Origin of the sequence: Paenibacillus dakarensis (assembly GCF_001373415.1) — a bacterium.
In the GTDB taxonomy this organism is placed as follows: domain Bacteria; phylum Bacillota; class Bacilli; order Paenibacillales; family Paenibacillaceae; genus Paenibacillus_AQ; species Paenibacillus_AQ dakarensis.
This window is the reverse complement of sequence record NZ_CDSE01000099.1, coordinates 1-22,450: the sequence shown is the minus strand read 5'-3', so window position 1 is coordinate 22,450 and position 22,450 is coordinate 1. Positions and strand designations below refer to the sequence as shown.

At 46.6% G+C, this 22,450-nt stretch carries 18 protein-coding genes and 1 pseudogene; 2 read left to right on the top strand and 17 right to left on the bottom strand.

The genetic code is table 11. The features are described from left to right. Positions 1–9: 9 nt before the first annotated feature. The 11 genes from fliF to sucC form a co-directional block, all read right to left on the bottom strand. Positions 10–1,587, bottom strand: a complete 1,578-nt coding sequence (gene fliF / locus BN1234_RS21395) for a flagellar basal-body MS-ring/collar protein FliF (RefSeq protein WP_054958666.1) — start codon at positions 1,585–1,587, stop codon at positions 10–12. Positions 1,588–1,620: 33 nt separating this feature from the next. Continuing rightward, complete coding sequence (fliE, locus tag BN1234_RS21390) at positions 1,621–1,929, bottom strand: flagellar hook-basal body complex protein FliE (protein ID WP_054958665.1); 309 nt, start codon at positions 1,927–1,929, stop codon at positions 1,621–1,623. Positions 1,930–1,966: 37 nt separating this feature from the next. Next, positions 1,967–2,419, bottom strand: coding sequence for a flagellar basal body rod protein FlgC (gene flgC, locus BN1234_RS21385; protein ID WP_054958664.1), 453 nt, complete (start codon positions 2,417–2,419; stop codon positions 1,967–1,969). A 6-nt stretch (positions 2,420–2,425) separates the two neighbouring features. Next, complete coding sequence (flgB, locus tag BN1234_RS21380) at positions 2,426–2,833, bottom strand: flagellar basal body rod protein FlgB (RefSeq protein WP_054958693.1); 408 nt, start codon at positions 2,831–2,833, stop codon at positions 2,426–2,428. A gap of 383 nt (positions 2,834–3,216) precedes the next feature. Then, a complete protein-coding gene (gene hslU / locus BN1234_RS21375) occupies positions 3,217–4,620 on the bottom strand; it encodes an ATP-dependent protease ATPase subunit HslU (protein ID WP_054958663.1) in 1,404 nt (467 codons plus the stop codon). A gap of 25 nt (positions 4,621–4,645) precedes the next feature. Next, complete coding sequence (gene hslV, locus BN1234_RS21370) at positions 4,646–5,188, bottom strand: ATP-dependent protease subunit HslV (RefSeq protein WP_054958662.1); 543 nt, start codon at positions 5,186–5,188, stop codon at positions 4,646–4,648. 26 nt (positions 5,189–5,214) lie between these two features. Next, a complete protein-coding gene (gene trmFO, locus BN1234_RS21365) occupies positions 5,215–6,546 on the bottom strand; it encodes an FADH(2)-oxidizing methylenetetrahydrofolate--tRNA-(uracil(54)-C(5))-methyltransferase TrmFO (protein ID WP_054958661.1) in 1,332 nt (443 codons plus the stop codon). A gap of 20 nt (positions 6,547–6,566) precedes the next feature. Continuing rightward, positions 6,567–8,666, bottom strand: coding sequence for a type I DNA topoisomerase (gene topA, locus BN1234_RS21360; protein WP_054958660.1), 2,100 nt, complete (start codon positions 8,664–8,666; stop codon positions 6,567–6,569). 34 nt (positions 8,667–8,700) lie between these two features. Continuing rightward, positions 8,701–9,822, bottom strand: a complete 1,122-nt coding sequence (gene dprA / locus BN1234_RS21355) for a DNA-processing protein DprA (protein ID WP_054958659.1) — start codon at positions 9,820–9,822, stop codon at positions 8,701–8,703. Between the two features lie 112 nt (positions 9,823–9,934). After that, on the bottom strand, positions 9,935–10,864 hold the full coding sequence (gene sucD, locus BN1234_RS21350) for a succinate--CoA ligase subunit alpha (RefSeq protein WP_054958658.1): 930 nt from the start codon (positions 10,862–10,864) through the stop codon (positions 9,935–9,937). 98 nt (positions 10,865–10,962) lie between these two features. Further along, a complete protein-coding gene (gene sucC / locus BN1234_RS21345) occupies positions 10,963–12,123 on the bottom strand; it encodes an ADP-forming succinate--CoA ligase subunit beta (protein WP_054958657.1) in 1,161 nt (386 codons plus the stop codon). A 375-nt stretch (positions 12,124–12,498) separates the two neighbouring features. Between sucC and BN1234_RS21340 the strand changes: the two genes are divergently transcribed. Continuing rightward, positions 12,499–14,748, top strand: a complete 2,250-nt coding sequence (locus tag BN1234_RS21340) for a helix-turn-helix domain-containing protein (RefSeq protein WP_054958656.1) — start codon at positions 12,499–12,501, stop codon at positions 14,746–14,748. Positions 14,749–15,056: 308 nt separating this feature from the next. On the opposite strand, the gene BN1234_RS21335 is transcribed toward BN1234_RS21340, so the two are convergent. From BN1234_RS21335 to BN1234_RS21325, 3 genes are all read right to left on the bottom strand, one after another. Further along, on the bottom strand, positions 15,057–15,920 hold the full coding sequence (locus BN1234_RS21335) for a carbohydrate ABC transporter permease (protein WP_054958655.1): 864 nt from the start codon (positions 15,918–15,920) through the stop codon (positions 15,057–15,059). A gap of 12 nt (positions 15,921–15,932) precedes the next feature. Then, positions 15,933–16,853: an ABC transporter permease gene (locus BN1234_RS21330; protein WP_054958654.1), complete on the bottom strand. Its 921-nt coding sequence runs from the start codon at positions 16,851–16,853 to the stop codon at positions 15,933–15,935. A gap of 125 nt (positions 16,854–16,978) precedes the next feature. Continuing rightward, a complete protein-coding gene (locus BN1234_RS21325; RefSeq protein WP_054958653.1) occupies positions 16,979–18,514 on the bottom strand; it encodes an extracellular solute-binding protein in 1,536 nt (511 codons plus the stop codon). A gap of 288 nt (positions 18,515–18,802) precedes the next feature. On the opposite strand from BN1234_RS21325, the gene BN1234_RS21320 reads away from it, so the two are divergent. Further along, entirely contained in the window at positions 18,803–20,431 is a 1,629-nt protein-coding gene (locus BN1234_RS21320) for a YifB family Mg chelatase-like AAA ATPase (RefSeq protein ID WP_054958652.1), read from the top strand. Between the two features lie 171 nt (positions 20,432–20,602). Here the strand turns inward: BN1234_RS21320 and BN1234_RS21315 are convergent, their stop codons facing one another. From BN1234_RS21315 to BN1234_RS22645, 3 genes and pseudogenes are all read right to left on the bottom strand, one after another. After that, positions 20,603–20,992, bottom strand: a complete 390-nt coding sequence (locus tag BN1234_RS21315; RefSeq protein WP_054958651.1) for a YraN family protein — start codon at positions 20,990–20,992, stop codon at positions 20,603–20,605. Beyond that, positions 20,989–21,321 (bottom strand): EscU/YscU/HrcU family type III secretion system export apparatus switch protein, encoded by a 333-nt coding sequence (locus BN1234_RS21310; RefSeq protein ID WP_156337294.1) that lies wholly within the window; start codon positions 21,319–21,321, stop codon positions 20,989–20,991. The genes BN1234_RS21315 and BN1234_RS21310 overlap by 4 nt, the downstream gene beginning before the upstream one ends. Beyond that, positions 21,318–22,450 (bottom strand): annotated as a pseudogene (locus BN1234_RS22645) (hypothetical protein); the annotation flags it as partial. The pseudogene BN1234_RS22645 and the gene BN1234_RS21310, both read right to left, overlap by 4 nt.

Below are 22,450 nucleotides of genomic sequence, written 5' to 3'. Positions count from 1 at the left end.
GTCCCACCCCTATTCGTCAGCTAGCCAAGATCGAAGTAAATTCACAAATTCGTCCGGTTTCTTCTTCGCCAGTGTTTCAAGCTGCTTGCGAACCTGACTTTCATTCGTCACACTCTCCAGATTAATAGACGGAAATTCCGTTGTTGGCGGAAGTGGAATATCCTCTTCCAATAAATCCCGCTTCTTCCGTCTGCGAATAAAGAAGAATGTACCTCCTGCCAGCAAGGCTAGCGCAGCGACTCCGATACCCCACATAAGCGGCTGAGAAAGGAATGTCTTCGTATTTTCTTCTGGTTTCGTATTGACTACCCTTGACACCACCGAAACCTTATTCGAATAATCAGCATCCGTGTAGCTTATACCAGAGTCTGCAAGCGATGCTCTGACGATGTTCACCAAAACATTCTCAATCGCACCTCTAGTCGTTTCGTCTAAAATTTCTTGTCCGGAAGGTGGTTCAACCGAAACATTAATGGTTAAATCTTTAACAGTGTATGGACTTGAAATAATATCGCGTGTGATACGATTCACATCATAGTTCCTCGTACTAGAAGTTTCTTCTGATTGCGTTTGTCCGCTAGTCGAATCACTTGGATACCCTGGTACTTCTTCCTCTCCTGTACCAGCAACTCCGCCCGTGGGACTGCCTGTGCCCGAATAATTCTTCTGAATTTCCTGGACACTGATTTCAATTCCCTTCATTTCTTCTTTATCAACGGGCTCTACTAAATTTTCTTTACTTTGGATCTGATCAAAATTAAGTTTGGACGCAACAAGTACGTTCACCTTGTTCGGTCCCATGTACTGGGATAGAAACTGTTGAACGTTTTCACGGACCTGATTTTCAAACCTCTTCTGAAGTTCAAAGTTTTCTTCTACCTTACCGATTAATCCGCCTTGTCCGCCCTTAGCGGTTGCCAGCAGCTCAATTTCATCATTCGTGATGGTAATATTCTCAATCGGCAGACTCGGTACGGATGTTTTAACCAGATTATAATAACTGTCAATAATCTCCTGGTTCGGTCGATAACCCGGCTTAAATTGCAAGACAACCGATGCTGAAGCTTTCTCTCTATCCGCTGTAGTAGCAAAGATGCTTTCCTTTGGAAGATTAAGCAGCACGGTTGCATCCTTTACGCCACTCATTTTTTCAAGCAATCGCTCGACCTCACCGTTCAGAGCATTGACATACTTTACTTCAAACTCATTTTCAGTCATACCAATCGCTGATGCGTTCTTCTCAAATGTCTCAAGGCCAATTGTGCCGTTCTGTATAATCCCTTGTGATCCAACGTCAATCTGCACTTTCGTTGCATTGGTGCTAGGAACCGATATGCTCCTTCCATCTTGACTGAGCTTATATGGAATCCCCTCTGATTCAAGATGTTCTATAATTCCGGCTGCATCGCTGGAGTTTAAATCTCTGAATGCCACTTCATACTCTGTTTTAGAGAACTGCATCGTGAGTACGGTAATGGCAATCAAGGTAATAGCCACGGTTGCTATAAGCATGATCTTTGTTTTTTTGCTGAATTGATTCCAATATTGAGAAATTTTTTCCCGATACTGGGCTATTCGTTCGTTCACATCTTCACCCCATCCGAAACTTTGCTAGAAACATTAGATTTGCGTGCGCATGATCTCTTGATAGGCTTCTACCACTTTATTTCGGACCTGTGTTGTGAGCTGAACGCTCAGTAAAGCCTGTTGGGCCGATATCATCGCTTGATCCACGTTGACTTGGCCCAGCATCATTTTATCTGTCATTAAATGTGAACTTTTCTCTTGGGCAGATACCGATTGAAGTGCATCCTCAAGATATGAACCAAACTTCTGAAACGATTCTGAAGGAGTTGCTTCCAGTTTAACAGAGGTTTGCATTTTCAAAGGTTGTACCGCTGCGGGGCCGAACATCGTATTCTGAATCATGACTATTCCCTCCTCTTCCTTCTATATGTATAATTCTCTATTTTCCTATCTCTAGGGCTTTCATCACCATCGCTTTCGAAGCGTTTAATGCCGTGATATTAGCTTCATAAGATCGGCTGGCCGAAATCATATCAATCATCTCTTTTGTAATATCCACATTAGGCATATACACATAACCTTCAGCATTCGCATCCGGATGGCTGGGGTTATACACGGGCTTGAGCGGTGATTGATCTTCCCTGATCGCACCGACTTTTACCCCTTGGCCAATTCCTGCACCAGCGCCCATCTGAGATTGCAAAACACTCTCAAAAGAATTCTTCTGAGGCTCCATAACAACAACCTTCCGGCGGTATGGAACAAGCTCTCCATTGCTTATGCGAGCACGCGTCGTTTCCGAATTCGCTATGTTAGAGGAAATCACGTCCATTCTTAAACGCTGTGCCGTTAACGCGGAGGCGCTGACACTAAAACTGTTACTGAACATCATGCACCCTTATCTCCCTTCCACTGCTGCCCGCATAATACGGATCTGGTCATTTACAGATTGAACATAGGAATTATATCGAAGCTGATTCTCTGCAAGCAGAGACATTTCCCTCTCCACGTCGACATTATTCCCGTTATTGTTCATTGAACTTGAATTATCGCTGCGTACAGATACACCCGGAATACGGCCTGACGGACCAATCATAAAATGTCTGGGATCTGTTCGCTTTCCTTGCAGTGTCCCCTGTACACTGTTCATCTCTTTTTGCAAGAGACTTTCAAATGCTACATCCGACCTTTTAAAATAGGGTGTGTCTTCATTGGCAATATTGTTCGCAAGCACCTGGTTTCTAAGATTTGCGGCATTTAGCCCGCTTTGAAGCCTTTGAAAGCTGCTGTTGTTTAATAAGTTCACCAATCATACCCCTTCTCAATAGTGCTAAAGAAACATATTCCACATTACCCAACTAAATCCTCTTTTATTCGACATTCTCTATTATAACTCTATGCCGTAATCTAGGTCTTTAGTAGAAAAAGACAATATGATGTCATATAAACTAAGTTTCTTAGAGAATGGGACTTTTTTCAATGAGAAAAAAGCCCTATCTTTTGTCAAAAAGAAGGGCTTTTTATTCATTTTTATCCATTTTTCTTCTATAATCTGCAAATTTCAGTGGATAATTATGGAAAAATCACTTCATTTTCTAAAATGCTGACTAGGTCTTGCCCGAAAATGTACCTATACTCTATCGGTCCTGCTTGCTTGCCGACTTATGAAATCATTTCGACAATTCGACATTACAGGATGTATTGACTCAAATCCCGATCCTGGGCAATGTCAGCCAATTTTTCTTTAACATACTGGGGAGTAATGACCATTCGCTCCAGAGTTAGTTCAGGAGCCTCAAACGATAAGTCCTCGAGCAGCTTTTCCAAAATTGTATGAAGCCTCCGGGCACCGATATTTTCCGTGTTTTGATTCACTGATGCAGCAATTTGCGCAATCTCCCGAATCGCTTCCGGCGAAAACTCGATTTCAATGTCTTCTGTGCGGAGCAAGTTCACATACTGCTTTGTTAACGCGTTCTGAGGTTCTGTAAGAATGGAAACAAAGTCGTCAAGAGATAAGCTGCTCAGTTCGACCCGAATTGGAAAACGTCCCTGAAGCTCAGGAATCAGATCCGATGGCTTGGATACATGGAAAGCTCCAGCAGCAATAAACAGCACATAATCCGTCTTTACAGGACCATATTTGGTCATTACGGTGGATCCTTCAACGATCGGCAGAATATCACGCTGCACTCCTTCACGGGATACATCAGGCCCTGATGAGTTGCCTTGGCTTGCAACCTTATCGATTTCGTCAATAAAAATGATCCCCGACTGTTCGGCCCTTCTTACAGATTCCTGGATAACATCATCCATGTCGATTAACTTTGCAGCTTCCTCCTGAATCAGAACTTTACGAGCTTCCTTAATAGGAAGTTTACGCTTCTTCGTCCGCTTGGGCATGAGGTTCCCAAACATTTCCTGCATGTTCATTCCCATTTGATCATTGCCCTGACCCGCAAACATGTCAAACATGTTTGGCGCTGTATCCTCAACATCAATTTCTATGAGGTCTTCCTCAAGACTTCCTGACAGCAATTTAAACCTTACCTGTCTCCGCTGCTCTTTAATGTTACTGTCTTTCTCTTCAGTGTCATTTTCTACTTCATTATTGGATTGGTTTCCGCCAAACAGCATCTCAAACGGATTTCGCTGACTTTTATTTTTACTCGCCGAAGGAACCAGGATCTGTACAATACGTTCATTCGCCATCTCTTCTGCCTTGTCCTTAACCTTTTCGGTTCGCTCCGCCTTAATCATTCGGATTGCAGTTTCAACAAGATCGCGGACCATTGACTCTACATCGCGTCCAACGTAACCCACTTCTGTAAACTTCGTTGCCTCGATTTTGACAAAAGGCGCATTAACCAGTTTGGCAAGACGTCTTGCAATCTCTGTTTTACCTACTCCTGTCGGACCGATCATTAGAATATTTTTAGGAACGATTTCATCTCTTTCCTCTTCAGACAGTCTGCTTCTCCGATATCGGTTGCGAAGTGCGACGGCTACGGATTTCTTTGCTTGTTTCTGACCAACAATATATTTATCAAGCTCCGCCACAATTTGTCTTGGGGTCATTGCTTCATTACTCATCGTCATCCCTCCACCTGTGCTTTAATCACAATTCTTCCACGATGATATTACTATTCGTATACACGCATACTTCAGATGCAATTTGCAGCGCTTCTCTTGCAATATCGCGAGCTTCCATATGCCCGGCATGCCGCTTTAATGCACGCCCTGCAGATAACGCAAAATTGCCGCCTGAACCAATAGCAAGCACATCATCATCAGGTTCAATGATTTCGCCTCCACCGGAAATAAGCAGCATTCCTGTCTTATCCATTACAATCATTAACGCTTCAAGCTTGCGGAGAATTCGATCTTGACGCCAGTCCTTAGCTAATTCAACGGCAGCCCGCTGTAAATTTCCGTGATGCTCTTCCAGCTTTCCTTCAAACTTTTCAAACAATGTAATTGCATCCGCCACAGAACCGGCAAAACCGGCGACAACTTGTCCCCGGTAAAGTCGGCGTACTTTTTTGGCGGTCTGCTTCATTACTACACTTTCCCCGAATGTAACTTGTCCATCTCCCGCAATAGCAGCCTTTCCGTTATGCCGTACTGCACAGATGGTCGTCGCGTGAAAAGTCATATCCATGATGAAGGACCTCCCTATATTACGGATTAAGAATTCGTGTGAAGCGCATTTAAGCTAATAAACTCTCGAACCTGCTCCAGTGCCCGGTTAGCGAGCGCCTCGTTCTTCTCTCTCTTGTTACGTATACGAATCTCTAGACCAGGCAGCAAACCAAAGTTAGCATTCATGGGTTGGAAATGCTCCGGATCTGCATTCGTGATGTAATAGGCCATACTTCCGATGGTTGTTTCCTGCGGAAATACAAGCCCATCTTGATTCTGGGCTGCTCTAGCGGCGTTAATACCTGCGATCAGTCCAGAGGCTGCCGACTCGACATAACCTTCTACACCAGTCATCTGGCCCGCCAGATACAGGTTTGGACGGTTCTTCACCTGATAAGTTGGTTCGAGCAGTTTCGGAGAATTCACAAATGTATTACGATGCATTACTCCATATCTCACAATTTCAGCATTCTCAAGTCCAGGTATCATGGAGAATACACGCTTCTGCTCTCCCCACTTCAAATGTGTCTGGAATCCAACCAGATTGTACAGTGTACCCGCTGCATTGTCCTGACGAAGCTGAACGACAGCATATGGAAGTTCACCGGTATGGGGATTCACAAGGCCGACCGGCTTCATGGGGCCAAAGAGCGCCGTCTGTTTCCCGCGCTTCATCATCACCTCAATCGGCATGCAGCCTTCGAAATAGATTTCCTTTTCGAATTCCTTCAGCTGTGCTACCTCTGCATGGATAAGCGCATCATAGAATGCATCGAATTCTTCTTCTGTCATCGGACAGTTTAAATATGCCGCTTCACCTTTGTCATAACGGGAAGCAAGGTAAACCTTGCTCATATCAATTGAATCTTTCTCAATGATCGGAGCTGCTGCATCATAAAAATAAAAATAATCCTCGCCCATTAGCTTTTTAATTTCCGCCGATAATGCCGGTGATGTGAGCGGGCCAGTAGCAATTACAACAATACCTTCTTCAGGTATATGCTGAATTTCTTCATTTACAACCTCAATTAACGGATGTTCATGAAGTGTCTTCGTTATCTCTCCAGAGAAACCGTCGCGGTCCACAGCAAGGGCTCCCCCTGCCGGAACCGCGTTTCGGTCAGCTGATCCTATAACCAGAGAGTTTAGCTGTCTCATTTCTTCCTTTAACACGCCAACCGCATTCGTCATCCCGTTAGCGCGAAGCGAATTGCTGCAGACGAGCTCGGCAAATTGATCTGTATGGTGAGCCGGTGTCTTTACGACCGGCCGCATTTCATATAAAGTCACCGGCACGCCCCGACTTGCGATTTGCCAAGCTGCCTCACTGCCCGCGAGTCCTGCACCAATAACCGTAACTCTTTGTGTTTCTGTCATGGTAATCCCCCCTGTATGCCTTACAGATCCTCTGCTTCGTCTAATTCTTCCACCATTTCAGAATGGTCACATGCAGTGCATTGCAGTTTAATGCCCTGTTTACTCTTCTTCTCGACCATTAAGCTGCTGCAGTTTGGACATGGCTTGAGTGACGGCTTATCCCAGGATACAAAATCACACTCAGGATAACGATCACATCCGTAGAAGACGCGTCCTTTTTTACTGCGGCGTTCAACGACATGGCCTTCTTTACATTTTGGACAAGTAACCCCAATATTCTTCACAATCGGTTTTGTATTTCTGCAATCCGGAAACCCCGAGCAAGCAAGGAATTTCCCGAACCGACCTAGTTTATATACAAGCGGTTTACCGCATTTATCGCAAATTTCATCCGAGACTTCATCTTCAATCTCGATTTCTTTCATTTCTTCCTCAGCGACTTTTAGCCTTTTCTCAAAAGTCTCATAAAACACACCGAGAACCTTAACCCAGTCTTCCGATCCTTCCTCTACATGGTCGAGATCTTCTTCCATATTAGCTGTAAACTCAACGTTCAAAATCTCCGGGAAGAATTGTTCCATCTGCTCGATAATAAGCTCACCAAGCTCAGTTGGGACAAACTTCTTCTCCTCTATCGCAACATAACCACGTTTTTGGATCGTCTCCAGTGTAGGTGCATACGTACTCGGGCGCCCAATACCCAGCTCTTCGAGTGTACGAACCAAGCGCGCTTCCGTATAACGAGGCGGCGGCTGAGTAAAATGCTGCTTCGGCTCAATCGCCTCTTGAGTCAGTTCATCACCTGTACGAAGCTCAGGCAAGAACTTCTCTTCTTCTGTCGTGCCATCATCATTACCTTCAACATACACTTTCATAAAGCCTGGGAATCTTACCTTTGAGCCTGTAGCACGGAATACTGCAGGTCCAGCAGTAATATCGACAGACAAAGTATCCAGAACAGCTGAAGCCATCTGACTAGCCACAAATCTTTCGAAAATCAGTTTGTACAATCGCAGTTGATCTCTGCTCAAGAAAGGTTTCATACTCTCCGGATTACGAAGTACCGAGGTCGGACGAATCGCTTCGTGAGCATCCTGTGCATTAGCCGCTTTTTTCGAATAATTTCGAGGAGTTTCAGGAACAAACTTCTCACCGAATTTCTCCAAAATATACTCTTTGGCCTCTACTTGTGCTGTTTCCGAAATACGGGTTGAGTCTGTACGCATATACGTGATCAATCCGACTGTGCCTTCTTTACCAAGCTCAACTCCCTCGTAGAGCTGCTGAGCGACAGACATGGTCTTAGCAGCGCGGAAGCCTAGTTTACGGGCAGCTTCTTGCTGAAGCGAGCTTGTCGTAAACGGAGCGGATGGATGGCGCTGGCGTTCTCTTTCCTTAACCTCACCCACTTTAAAGGAAGAATCCTTTATAAGAGAGAGAATCTCGTTTACATCCTGCTCATTGTTCAGTTCCTTCTTGTCACCATTCAATTTCAGAAACTTCGCTTCAAATGAAGAGCCTTTAACCGCAAGCTTAGCTGTAATACTCCAGTACTCTTCCGGCTCAAACGCACTGATCTCATTCTCACGGTCTAAAATGATCTTCACGGCAACGGATTGAACACGGCCGGCAGACAAACCCTTCTTCACTTTTTTCCATAATAATGGACTGATTTTATATCCAACAAGGCGGTCTAAAATCCTTCTTGCCTGCTGAGCGTTTACCAAATCCATATTGATTTTGCGGGGTGTTTTAAAAGCGTCTTTTACCGCTGTTTTCGTTATTTCATTAAATACAACACGAAGGTTTTGAGTATTATCCAGCTCAAGCGCATGGGCAAGATGCCATGCAATAGCTTCCCCTTCACGATCGGGGTCAGCTGCCAGATACACTTTTTTCACCTTTTTACTAGCATCCTTAAGTTCCTTTAAGACAGAACCTTTTCCGCGGATCGTAATGTATTTTGGATTAAAGTCGTCTTCAACCTCAACCCCGATTTGGCTCTTCGGCAAATCACGAACGTGTCCCATTGAAGCTTTCACGATATACTTGCTGCCGAGATATTTGCCAATCGTCTTCGCCTTAGCAGGCGATTCTACGATGACGAGTGAATCCGCCACAGGTTCATCCTCCTCTCAAACTTTGAATATACGGTTAAATAATCTTATATATTGCACCAGGTAATTGGGTTATCTGCTTTTTTATGATTAAAGATAACAGAACTGAATGCAAATGTCCAAAATCCCAACGAGTCCGCTCGAGCAGTTCATCCAGCGTAGCCGACCCCTGATGCAACATATGGTATATTTCCATTTCGTCTTTTGTCAACCCGCTCGTATCATAATTATTAGAAGAAATGTCATTCGGCTCAAACATTGAGCTGCTCTTTTCCAAATTAGGTAACCATGATTCATACTCTTCAATCACATCCTGCCCGCAAGTGATCAGCTTGGCACCTTGTTTGATTAAGTCCAGTGTACCTCGGCTCTTCGGCGAAGTAATAGGACCCGGAACAGCAAAAACATCTCTTCCAGCTTCTAAAGCAGCATCGGCAGTAATCAATGAGCCACTCCTGGCATCAGCCTCAACCACCAGTGTTCCCAAGGTAAGACCGGCAATAATCCGGTTTCTCTGCGGAAAGAAACCAGGATGCGCCTTCGTCCCTGGCGGATACTCAGATATAATAAGCCCTTTTAATCTAATCTCTTCATATAAAGAGCGATTCTCCGGAGGATATACAACATTAATACCCGCTCCAAGAACGGCAATCGTTCCGCCTCCGCATTGAAGTGCGGTTTCATGAATTACACTATCGATGCCCCGTGCCATTCCGCTCACAACAACCAAACCGGCTCTGCATAATTCCTCTGTCAGAATTGAACCAACCTTGCGTCCATAGGCAGTGGGTACCCTTGTGCCAACGATTGCAATTCCCGATTGTTTTAGCAACTGGATGTTACCGAGCAGGTATAAAACCCATGGTGCCTGAGGAGATGACTTTAACATGTCAGGGTATTCTTCATCAAGTGCAGTGATGACTTGATACGTATTATTTGACAAATTCCGATATTTATCATTAACGGATGGACGAAGCTCGGCTGCTAGTTTATGAGCAATTTCGACACTCAGTCCACAAGCAATCCAATCCTTCGCTTCGTAATCAATCATCGCCACACCGAATATGCCATTATCAATGAGACGATGTATTGTTTTCCATCCTATTCCTTCTGTCTCATGCAAGGCAATCAACAATGCACGTTCAAGCAATTCCTTCATTATATACCTCCCACATCGTATAGGATTGAAAAATACAAAAAGCAACCCTTCATTTCCTGTTCGGAAATAAAAGGTTGCTTACCTACTTCGATATTATACTAAATATGTTAGCTTAGTGCGTTGTGCACAAGCTCAGTATACCTTTTTCTTCAAGCACACTCACAAGGGTTGAACCCATCTCAGATGGTGTTGGAGCAACTTTGATTCCACAAGCCTCAAGAACTGCCATTTTTTCTTTAGCTGTTCCTTTACCTCCGGAAATGATTGCACCAGCGTGCCCCATACGTTTTCCTGGAGGAGCTGTGACACCGCCGATAAATCCGACAACCGGCTTGGTCATGTTAGCAGCGATCCATTCAGCTGCTTCCTCTTCCGCTGTACCACCGATTTCACCGATCATAATAACAGCGTGAGTCTGTGGATCTTCATTGAACAGTTTAAGAATATCGATAAACTCAGAGCCCTTTACAGGGTCTCCACCGATACCTACCGCAGAAGATTGTCCAATACCACGAGTAGTCAGCTGATGAACAGCTTCGTAAGTCAAGGTACCGCTGCGAGATACGACACCCACATGACCCGGCATATGAATATATCCCGGCATAATACCGATTTTACATTCACCTGGAGTAATGACGCCAGGGCAGTTTGGTCCGATCAAGCGAGTCTTCTTGCCTTCCATATAACGGGCAACTTTCACCATGTCCAGAACCGGAATTCCTTCTGTAATACAGATGACAAGCTCCATTTCTGCATCTACGGCCTCCATAATGGAATCCGCAGCAAATGCAGGAGGTACATAAATGACGCTTGCTGTTGCACCCGTTGAAGCTTTCGCCTCTTCAACAGTATTAAATACTGGAAGACTTACTGTTTCACCATTCTCAAGCGTGATCTCAACTTCTGTTCCGCCTTTGCCCGGAGAAGTTCCTCCTACCATTTTCGTACCATAATCGAGTGCACCTTTTGCATGAAACAGAGCCGTTTTACCTGTAATCCCTTGTGTAATGACTTTTGTGTTTTTATCGACCAAAATACTCACGATTGATTCACATCCCCTATCTTTATTTGAAAATGAAAGCAACCGCACGGCTGGACTAACCTTTCGTCCCACGTGCCATGCCCCTTCAGGAATGAATATTACTGAACGAGTGAAACGATCTTCTGCGCTCCATCAGCCATGGAATCTGCAGGAACGATATTCAGTCCGGACTCAGCCAAAATTTGTTTGCCTAAATCAACGTTTGTACCTTCCAGACGAACAACCAGCGGACGTGTAAGTCCGAGCTGCTTCGCCGCTTCCACCACGCCGGATGCAATAACATCACAACGCATAATTCCACCAAAAATATTAACGAAGATACCCTTAACCTGTGGATCGGACAAAATAATCTTGAATGCTTCTGTTACTTTCTCCGTTGTTGCGCCGCCCCCTACATCGAGGAAATTGGCAGGATCTCCGCCGTAATATTTAATAATATCCATCGTAGCCATAGCAAGTCCAGCTCCGTTTACCATGCAGCCGATATTGCCATCTAAAGCTATGTAACTGAGATCATATTTGGATGCTTCAATTTCCTTCTCATCCTCTTCTTCCAGGTCACGCAGTTCCTGAATATCCTTATGACGGAACAACGCATTGGAATCAAAGTTAAGTTTGGCATCCAGAGCCATAACGTTTCCATCACCTGTTACAACTAATGGATTAATTTCAGCAATCGAGCAATCTTTCTCAACAAAAGCCGTATACAAGGCGATCATGAAATTAGCTGCCTTGCCTACCAATTCTTTTGGAATGTTGATTGCATAAGCCAGTTTGCGAGCCTGGAACATCTGCATTCCGACCGCTGGATCAATCGTTTGCTTGAAGATTTTCTCAGGTGTTGCTGCAGCAACCTCTTCGATCTCCGTTCCGCCTTCTTCTGAAGCCATCATGACAACGCGTCCGGTTCCCCGGTCCACAACTACGCCGATGTAATATTCCTTGCGGATATCGCAGCCTTCTTCAATAAGCAAACGCTTAACTTCTTTACCTTCTGGTCCAGTCTGGTGTGTTACCAGCACCTTGCCCAAAATCTCTTCGGCATAAGCACGAACCTCATCCAGGCTCTTGGCAACTTTAACACCGCCTGCTTTACCGCGTCCCCCTGCATGGATCTGAGCCTTGACAACGGTTACGGGACTGTTCAGCGACTTTGCTGCCTCAACAGCTTCCTCTACCGTAAAAGCTACCTTGCCGTTAGGAACGGCCACTCCATATTGCTTCAGTACTTGTTTTCCTTGATATTCATGGATATTCATTCTGGAATCCTCCTATCAACATGACTGGAACAAGGCTTATTAAACCTATCTATACAAACAACCCAAGCTATTGTAACATGTTTTTAAAACGCTTACCTTAAAAAGTTCACAACTTATCCACAGCTTTTTGATATGGATATGATTCCGTCCAGAGAATAATTGGAAATACATGGAAGACAAAAGAACTCACTCTTCTTAACCATTACCTCATAGTAAGAACGGTTTACGCCGCTTTAATAGCTTTTATGTAATAAAATCTGCGGACTTACTAATAACCGCAAGCTCATTTAAATACCCATATATTTCTTTATCTTTTGATATTCTTCTACTAAGATTAGTTTTATGAAGGCGTTTAAAAAGGGAGATTGCCTTATTATGGCTCAATTAAGAAAATACCTACCATTTAACTCGCTGTTTGTAAAAATGTTGATGTACTTTCTAATCGTTATTATTTTGCTCTCGGTTTACAATATCTGGACCATGTCCTTTTATTCCAGTCATGTCAGCAGCGAAATCGTCAAATATAACAGGACCATGATGCGGAATACCGTGGACAGCTTTGAAAAGCAGTATACGAACTGGAAAAATGCACTTCTTAACCTTCAGCATAATGAATTTGTGAAAAACATTGACCGCCAGGCCAGAGAAAAAGGGAAAAGCGGGATCGATTATTTGCAGGTTAACAAGATAAACGGGCAGATCCGAAGCCTGGTTTCCAACACTTATTACAATCTGGACAATGTGATAATCCGCTATAACCAGGGTTTTCTGATTGAGAAGGATGGCAGTGTCAGTGAGGATCGGATGTTCGGGCATTTTTATACGAGTGAGGATTACCCGTTATCCTTTTGGAAGCAGGAGAAGAAGAGTTCATCATTTCTTGAAGCCCTTCCTGCCAGCCGATTTATCATCAAACCGGAGGGCCGGATCTCGGAATTGCTCCCATTGAAGACCTATGTAGCGGCTAACAACTGGGAAATCATCGCTCTGGTGGACGTTAAGAAATGGTACCAGTCCTATAAAGGTTTAGCCGATTCGCATTTTTTTCTTTTGGACAGCAGCGGACGTTTGCTTTTCCAATCAGCGACTGAAGAATTAGACCTTTCACAAATTCCGGACTGGGACGGCAAACAGGAATGGATACTCAGCAAGGGAACTTATTATTTTTTTGAACAAGGAGAGTCTTCAGGCTTCACCTATGTGAATGTCATTCCACACCGTTATTTGCACCAGTCAATCAGCAAGATGAACTGGATCGCCATTCTGCTATTTGGTCTGACCTTGCTCATCGGTATCGGTGCATCGCTGTTCTTCAGCCGGACTATCAATCGCCCGCTCAAAAGCATCATTCAAGGACTTAACCGTAATGAAGCTGTCAGCTACAACGGCAGCATTACCGAATTCAATGCCATCTCCAGCCATTTGAAGGGACTTCAGAAGGAACGCAGCCAGATCAAGGATTGGATTGAAAGCTCCAAGCCGCTGTTGACCAACTACAACTATATGGCCCGCTTCAAGAAGCTGGATCTTGAATCCACTCCACTGGACGGAATGGAGCTTGCTGAAGGAGCCTTTACGGTGGTCGTCTATCAGCTCAGATACCGCCGGCTTTCAACCAATCAAGATGACAGAACCATTTACAAACTGACACGGAAAATCAAAGAAATGATCAATATCCACGTGCAGGAAGCCTTTCCGCTGTCGCATACCTTCCAGATGGAGTCCTATCAGATTCTTTCTGTTATCTATGCAAATGAGGAACCGGACGCGCTGAAGGACTGCCTGGAAAACATCAAACACATTCTGGACCACGACCATGAGGATTACCTTGTCACAATAGGGGTATCCTCTCTGTTCCAGCAGTCGGCAGATTTCGATCAGGCCTATTCTGAAGCACTGTCTCTAATCCGGCTTGGCAAGCCTTTGGAAGAAACCCAGATCATATGGGAAATGGATTCAACGCTAGAACTCACCGGTCTGACGCCGGAGCAGGAGCAGGAGTTTTTAATGAATCTGCAGGCCGGAAACCTGACTGCTTGCCGCAGTTGGGTCAGCCGAATTATCGAGAAGCTTGAACGGGACGGGGCCACTGCGGATCAAGTAAGATGGTTCGCCGACTATGTTTTGGAACGTGTGCAGAAGGTGCTGGACCAATACCGCATTACAACAGATGAGTTAGTGGAACCTTCCTCAACATTGTCTTACTGTGCCACAGCTGCTCAATACCATGAACTCTTGGAGAAGAAGCTTACGGAGGCGGCTGACGCGATTCAGCTGAAATTGGAGAAAAACTATGGTATAAACCAACACATACTTGGATTCCTGGAAACCCATTATGCTGAGGATATCTCTCTTGATATACTGGCGCAAAAGTTCAACATGTCACCGACTTACCTGTCCGGCTACATCAAAGAAAATACTGGGAGCAATTTCAGTGAGCATCTAAACGCGATCCGTATCCGCAAGGCTAAGGAGCTTCTGGAAACGACAGACCTTTCGATTCAGGAAATCGGAACCCGTATCGGCTACCGTAACGTTACCTCCTTTATCAGAATGTTCAAAAAAGAAACCGGCCATCCACCTGGAGACTATCGAAAAAAGCATCAACTCCGGGACAACGGTTAACCGGCCAGTGCCGCTTAACCTTTTTCAGATCTGACCAGAGCATCTTTAATATGAATTATAAAAAAATGGGAGATCATCGTCCTGAAGGACATTGATCTCCCATTTAGCTTTCATTTCTGTTTTTGGTAAGCGCTATTAATTATGCGCTTGACATTGATCTATCTCGCTCCCAATCCTTCTCCTTACTGCCCAAACTTGAGAATCGTAAATATGTAAAATATATGAAATAAAGAAAATAAACCGGCCTTCACCCTGAGGTATACCGGAAATAACAGCATTTCCGGGACAACGGGTGAATGGCCGGCTGATTAACCTTTTACAGATCCAATCAGAGCGCCTTTAACAAAGTATTTCTGAATAAAAGGATAGACCATAAGAATCGGCAGTGTGGAGACCATGATTGTGGCGAATTTCAAGCCATCCTCTACGACGACAATATCTCCGACAACCGGCCCTTCCGTCCCGGTAAACTGTCCTGAAAGGACGATATTCCGGAGGATAACCTGAAGGGGCTGTAGATCAGCCTCACGCAGATATAGAAGCGGACCCATAAAGTTATTCCACATGCTGACGGCATAGAACAAGCCAATGGTAGCGAGCACAGGCTTGGACAGGGGAAGCACGATCCGGAAAAAGATTCCGATCTCGGACAGCCCGTCAATTTTGCCTGACTCCTCCAGCTCCTGCGGAAGGCCCAAAAAGAAGGTTCGCATAATCAGTAAATTCCAGGTGGCTACCGCACCGGGCAGCACCATTCCCCAGACGGTATTAATAAATCCTAATTCCTTTACTACGAGGAAAGTAGGAATCATCCCGCCGTTGAAGAACATCGTAAAGACAATCATAAGTAAAATCGGCTTGCCCATTACCATTTTGCTCTTCGACAGCGGATAGGCTCCGAGAGCCGTCACGATGAGGGAGATGAACGTCCCCAAAGATGTGTAGATCAGGGTGTTTTTGTAACCTTTTAATACACGTCCATCTTCAAACACATATCGGTACATGTCCAGGTTGAAGCCCTTTGGCCATAACCAAACCTGCCCCTTGGCTATGGAAGCCGAATCGCTGAGTGATACTGCCAGCATGTATATAAACGGGTACAGACAAGCAGCAACGACTCCTGACAATATCAGGGCGTTTAACACGTCAAACCATCCAAATCGTTGTTTCATTTCAGCCCCTCCTTACCAGATGCTGCTGCCGCTGACCTTGCGGCTGAACGTATTTGCGGAAATGATAAATATAAAACTGATAATTCCTGTAAACAGGTCGATGGCTGTCGCATAGCTGTAGTTACCCTGCGTCAGACCGATCCGGTAGACATAGGTTGATATAATGTCCGCCGTTGAATACGTAGCAGGCGTTGCCAGCAGATATACCTTTTCAAAGCCAATCTCCAATATTTTTCCGATATCCAGAATGAGAATAATGACGATCGCCGGTGCAATCCCCGGCAGTGTTATGTGCTTCATTTGCTTCCAGCGGTTTGCTCCATCCATTCTGCTCGCCTCGTACAGCTGAGGGTCAATGCCCGTCAGTGCCGCGAGATAAATAATTGTTCCCCAGCCAATATGCTGCCAGATATCCGTCGAAATGTAGATGGTTCTGAACCAGGAGGCTTCAACCAAAAAGTTGATTTTTTCAAATCCAATCGCATGCAGAATGTTGTTAATCATCCCTCCTGTAGGAGACAGGAACATTACGGCTATGCCTGCAACAACCACATTGGAAATAAAATGCGGAAGATAGCTGACCGTCTGCACAAAGCGCTTCAAAAAGGACTTTCTTACCTCATTGATGAGCAGCGCCAGAATAATCGGTGCCGGAAATCCGATGACCAGTTTATAGAAGCCAAGCAGAAACGTATTTCTCAGTACGGGCCAGAAATCTGGCGTATTAAAGAACATTTTGAAATATTTAAACCCGACCCAGCTGCTCTCTGAAATCCCTCTGACCAGGTTGAAGTCTTTAAATGCGATAATGATCCCGAAAATAGGGACATATTTAAAAATCAGATAATAAAGTGCGCAGGGCAGGAGCAATATCAGTAAATATTTATCTCTACTTACCCTGCTTAGAAAACTGGGCTGTCCGGCTTTCTTCATACGATGATTCCTCCTCCACCCATATTTCACATCAAACCCTTAAAAGGAAACCCTCCGGCATAGACCAAGTGCTTCAGCCGGAGGCATGGTTTTATAAGTTCTTGATTTAGCGTTTATTCATTCTGTTATTTTTGTTCTACGAACTTCTGATTCCGTTCATAAGCTGTGCGGTAAACGTCCAGAACTTTGTCCACTCCAAGTTTATTAACTTCAGCGACGTATGCGTCCCACTCGTCCATACTCTTTTGCCCCAGAATGAACTTCGAAATGGATTCTTCCATATATTTCTTGACAGACTCACCCACCAAGCTGATCACTTCATTTTCTTCATTGGTAAATGGCAGGCGTGGTTGGGCTTTGGTCTCGTGTTTACCGATTTGATCCATTGCACTCTGCATTTTTTCGCTGTTCATTGGATCATAGGCTTTCATATCGAGCACAAAATACGAGCCGTAGGTTGCTATGCCTGTCTTCTTACGGAGATCGCCAAAGCCCTCGTACTCAGCCTTGAATTTTTTGGCCCCATTCTCCACGGTGTAGGTTTCGCCTTCCTTACCCCAGGTTGCAATTTCAATGCCTTCAGGAGAGTAAAGGAAATCGATATATTTCAGCAGCGCTTCCTTTTCCTTGGACTTTTCAGATACGGCAAATCCGTCACCGAGCAATCCAGAGAAGATATTCTCCGGTTTTCCGTCCGGCGAGCCGACAGGCGGAGCCATAAACTCCAGACTGAAATCTCCCGCTTGGTCACCCAGCATCTGTGGAATTTCATCAATTAACCCTATATAGTCAATGGAAATAAAAGATTTGTCCTGCAAGAGCGCGTCATTGAACTGCTTGCGTTTGAGTGCCATAAAATCAGGAGCGACAAGACCTTCTTTATAGAACTTATTCATGTAAGTAACGAGCGTCTTGTAATTCTCTTCAGTTGGACCATAGCGCCATTCATTTTTTTCGTAGTCATAATAGTAGGTGTTTCTTGTATTCAGGCCCGGTGCCATTTTCTCGAGCGTAGACAAGTTATTGAATGCAGCGATTGGATAACTGTCCGGATAAATTTCCTTCAGCTTTTTGGAAACGGTGTACAGCTCTTCGTAGGTTGTCGGCGGAGTCAGATTATGTTTTTTGAAAATATCGGCGCGGTACAGCCAGGAGCGGCGTGATTGCTGCTCAAGCCCGGATAACGGCAGAATGTAGTTTTTTCCCTCCGGCGACAGAATCGAGGCCTTGGCATCAGGATTTTCATCAAGGAATTTCTTGTAGTTCGGCATGATGTCCAGATGGTCAAAGAAGTTGACAAACGCTCCACTAGAACCATAGGTATTTGCCGCTCTCAGGTCGGTCACCAGCATAAGATCAGGCATCTCGCCTGACGAAATGGCCAAGTTCATTACAGTTGCATAATCGTCCATGACCGGCTGGACCTTAAAGCCAATATTGGTTTTCTCTTTATAAAATTTATAAATGGGCCAGTCCTCCTTATAAGGGAAGCTGGTGTGCGAACTGGTCATCATGGACAGCGTTATCGGCTTACTCTCTTTATCTCCACCGCCTCCTCCAGTATTCGGTGACGCTTCCTCTTTACCACAGCCTCCCAGCAGGGAAGCTGCCATCATGGCTGCCAGAGAAATGGAAATCCACTTTTTAGCTCGTGCTTTCATATAACCCTCTCCTTTTTTGTTCTTTGTAAACGCTATCAATTGATGCGCTTGCCATTGATTTTATCTCGATACTGGTTAGTACGCTATTTCCAATCCTTCTCGTTACTGCCCAAACTTTAGAATCTTAAAATATGGCAATCATCTTAAATTCAGTAAATATTGACTTCACTGTGCTTGTGCCATAAAATACCGTTAGAATACAAGATTACGTGAAAATAAGGAAGCACCTTTTTTCCGGTCACCACCCGTTCTTTATGTGCGGATTGATCTGAAGGAAGGTGTTTTGTTATGTATGGAAAATTATACAGTGCTTGTCTTTATGGCATTGATGGCGTGATGATTCAGGTGGAGGTAGACTTGGCCAACGGGCTCCCCCAAACCTCCATCATCGGGCTGCCGGATTCCTCGATCCGTGAATCGGTGGAACGTGTTCGGGCTGCGATCAAAAATTGCGGCTATACTTATCCGCTTCAGCGGGTTACTGTAAACCTCGCGCCTGCGGATCTGCGGAAGGAAGGGGCAGCTTTCGATCTGGCGATCGCCCTTGGCATTTTGACGACGAGTGGTCAGTTGATTCTGCCCGATACGAAACGGCTCCTCATCATCGGCGAGCTGTCGCTGGACGGCAGCCTCCGGCCGGTAACCGGCGTACTTTCGATGGTAGAACGCGCCAAGAGGGACGGCTTTCAGGGTGTGCTGCTGCCGCTGGAAAATGCGCCGGAAGCCGCCCTGATCGGCGGCATAGAAATCTACAGTATCAGGCATTTGAATGATCTGCGGGATTCTGCGGCTGGAGTTGAGGGTAATTCGGAGGCAGTTGTAGGGCTCGGTGCTACAGCAGCACCTGTTCATGTGGAACTGGAGAGGCTTACAGATGGAATCATTCCAGCCGGGAAGGGTGGACGCTCTGTGAATCGCTTGAATGAGGATCAGCTGGAGGATTACCGGGATGTGATCGGCCAGCAGCATATTAAACGCGCCCTTACGATCGCCGCAGCCGGGATGCACAACATTATGCTGATTGGACCACCAGGTACAGGCAAGACCATGCTGATCAAGCGCCTGCCGTCCATTCTGCCCGAGCTGACGGAACAGGAATCGCTGGAAACGACCAAAATCTTCAGCGCAGCGGGTAAGCTGAAGCAAGCGGACGGTCTGCTGCGCCGGCGTCCGTTCCGCTCGCCGCATCATACGATTTCCCAAGGAGGTCTTATTGGCGGAGGCACCATACCGAAGCCTGGAGAAGTAAGCCTTGCACACCGGGGCATCCTGTTTCTGGATGAACTCCCCGAGTTTTCACGCAGCGTTCTGGAGGTATTGAGACAGCCAATGGAGGATCATGAAGTGACGATCAGCCGGGCCCGGGCGGTATTCACTTATCCCGCCCGTTTTATGCTCGCTTGTTCCATGAATCCTTGTCCGTGCGGCTATTACGGCAGTGATCACCCCTTACAGCGCTGCACCTGCAGTTTGCAGAGAATCTCTGCCTACCGCTCTAAAATATCCGGTCCGCTGCTGGACCGGATCGATATCCAGGTGGAGGTGCCCCGCCCGAAGGAAATACCAGGTGCCTCGGAGCCTCTGTCATCGGGAGATATGCGCAGTGAGGTGGAGGCAGCACGGGACATTCAGCTCAAGCGCTACCGAAACACGTCATTTCGCTGGAATAGTGAACTGTACGGCAGCGCCCTCAGGCGATTTGCCCCGCTTAATCCTGAGGCTGCGAAGCTGCTTCACGCCACGCTGGATGCGCTCGGACTCAGCATGCGTGCCTATGATCGGATCCTGAAGCTTTCGCGTACGATCGCCGACCTGGAAGGTGGAGGCGACATTTCGACGTCTCATATTGCGGAAGCGATCCAGTACCGCCAGCTGGACATAAAGACGATTGTGTCTGACGAGGCAGGCAGTATGTAAGGAGAATGTACTAACAAAAATAACGAAACCGGTCTCCGTGCTAGCCTGGGGAGACCGGTTTTCAGGATAAATACGGAATACGCTGCTGCTTTAAGAAAGCCGGTGTTGACGACATTCCTTAAGGCGCCTGCAGCTTGCTTGATTTTGCGATCAAGCTGTCCCTTCTTTCTCTTAAAATGCATTTGGTATATGTTCGATGGAAGCCGTAGTAAGTTCAGCATTCAGCATGACAGCGATGACATCAAAGCGGATCGGTCTTCCGTACTGTTTTTTGACATGGAGGTAATGCTCTGCCGTGCTGCGGACCTGTTGCATTTTGCGCCGGTCTACCGACTCGCTCGGTGTGCCGAAATTGCTGCTGCCACTGCGGCTTCTCACTTCTACAATGACCAGCACGCTGTCCTTCTCTGCCACTATATCGAGCTCGCCGGTCCGGCAGCGCCAGTTACGGTCCAGGATACGGTAACCGTTCTGGATGAGATGCTGCGCGGCAGCTTCCTCTGCGGCAGCCCCTTTTTGTCTGCGATTAGCCGGTTGTCTTCCACGGATATCTGGTTTCATCCTGTTCCGCCCCCTTTTCTGGCCATGCCTTCTGCCTGATATACATAGCTCAGCACCTCCGCCACCAGCTGGTACAGCTCGGCCGGGATTTGCTGGTCTAGATCCAGCTTGGACAGCACTTCAACCAGGGCTGCATCCTCCTGGACTGGCACCCCATGCTCCCTCGCCCGCTCGAGGATCGCTTCCGCCACTTTTCCCTGGCCCTTGGCGGTAACAATCGGAGCGTCACTCTGCTCGGGAGAATATTTCAATGCCACCGCCCTTTTCATGGCAAGGTCAGAGTCGCGTCCAGGCTTGGGGACAGGCTTTGGAAATTTTTTCGGGCTCATATTTTGAGGTCCACCCCTTTATAGATCTGTGGAGTATATTCTCCAGCTGTTCCTCCTGCTGGCTGCTGCGGCTCCAGCTTGACAGAAGTATTTTCGGGAAGCGGCCCGGACTTCAGGCTGAACAGCTGATATCCGATCGATTCAACAGCTGCTGCCAGCTCTTCACGCTTCGATTCAAACAGCTCTCCTGCCCACTTCTGGTCATTTCGTATATGAAGGCTGACGATCTTATCCACCACATTAACATCGACCACGGTATGGCCCAGCTGCTTCATGTCCAGATCAAACCACAGCCGGCAATTTCTTGAATCCAGCTCGCCCTTGCGGCCCCTGCGGGACTGAATATGTACGGAGGCTGTCTGCTCTCCGCTTGGCCCCTGGAGCGGGATGAATAGGGTAACCTGTGCAAAAGGGGCCGTCCGGTCCGTATTCAACAGCAGCTGCTGGCCTGTAAGATGCTGTACGACCTGCTGTACAGACTCTTTCAGGGCTGGCGGGATATCCTGGGTGCCAGTCAGCTGAAGCAGCAGTCCCTTGAGCGTTTCAGCAGCCTCCTTCCCTGACTGATTTACGGCTGCGGTCGATACGAGCTGTTGTTGTACCGGGTTTAAAGGCTGACGCTCCACTGAAGCCGGGCCAGCCTGCGGCTGGGTCCCTTGGGCTGCTGTGACGGCGTTCGTGCTCCGGTCACCGCTCGAGGTGACCGGAGATTCAGGTGTGTTGATGGTCTCGACTTGCGCCGATGCCGGGTTGTTCACCGCTCTGACCGAAGCTGGCGTAGTTGCTGGTGCAGCTACGGTTTGGGCAGCCACTGTCCCTGTGGAAGGCTGAGCGGCTGCCTGCTGTACTGGGGTGGATTGGGCATGGGCTGACTGGGTCGCCTGCGGTGGCGCTGTCTGCGGCGTAGGCGCTGCTGTCTGTGGTGCGGATGCTGGTTGTGTAGGAATATCAGGTTGTGCAGACCCTGCAGACTGGGCCGTTGCTGAATTTACGGGGACCGCAGCTTGAGCAGCCGCCTGATTAGCCACCGGCGATTGCAGCTGCGGCGGCGCCTGTGTTGGCGGCTGAGCCGCTTGCGCTGCAGGCATCGCCCGCGGTGGCACGGGCTGCGTGGCCGGCTGCGCCGCCT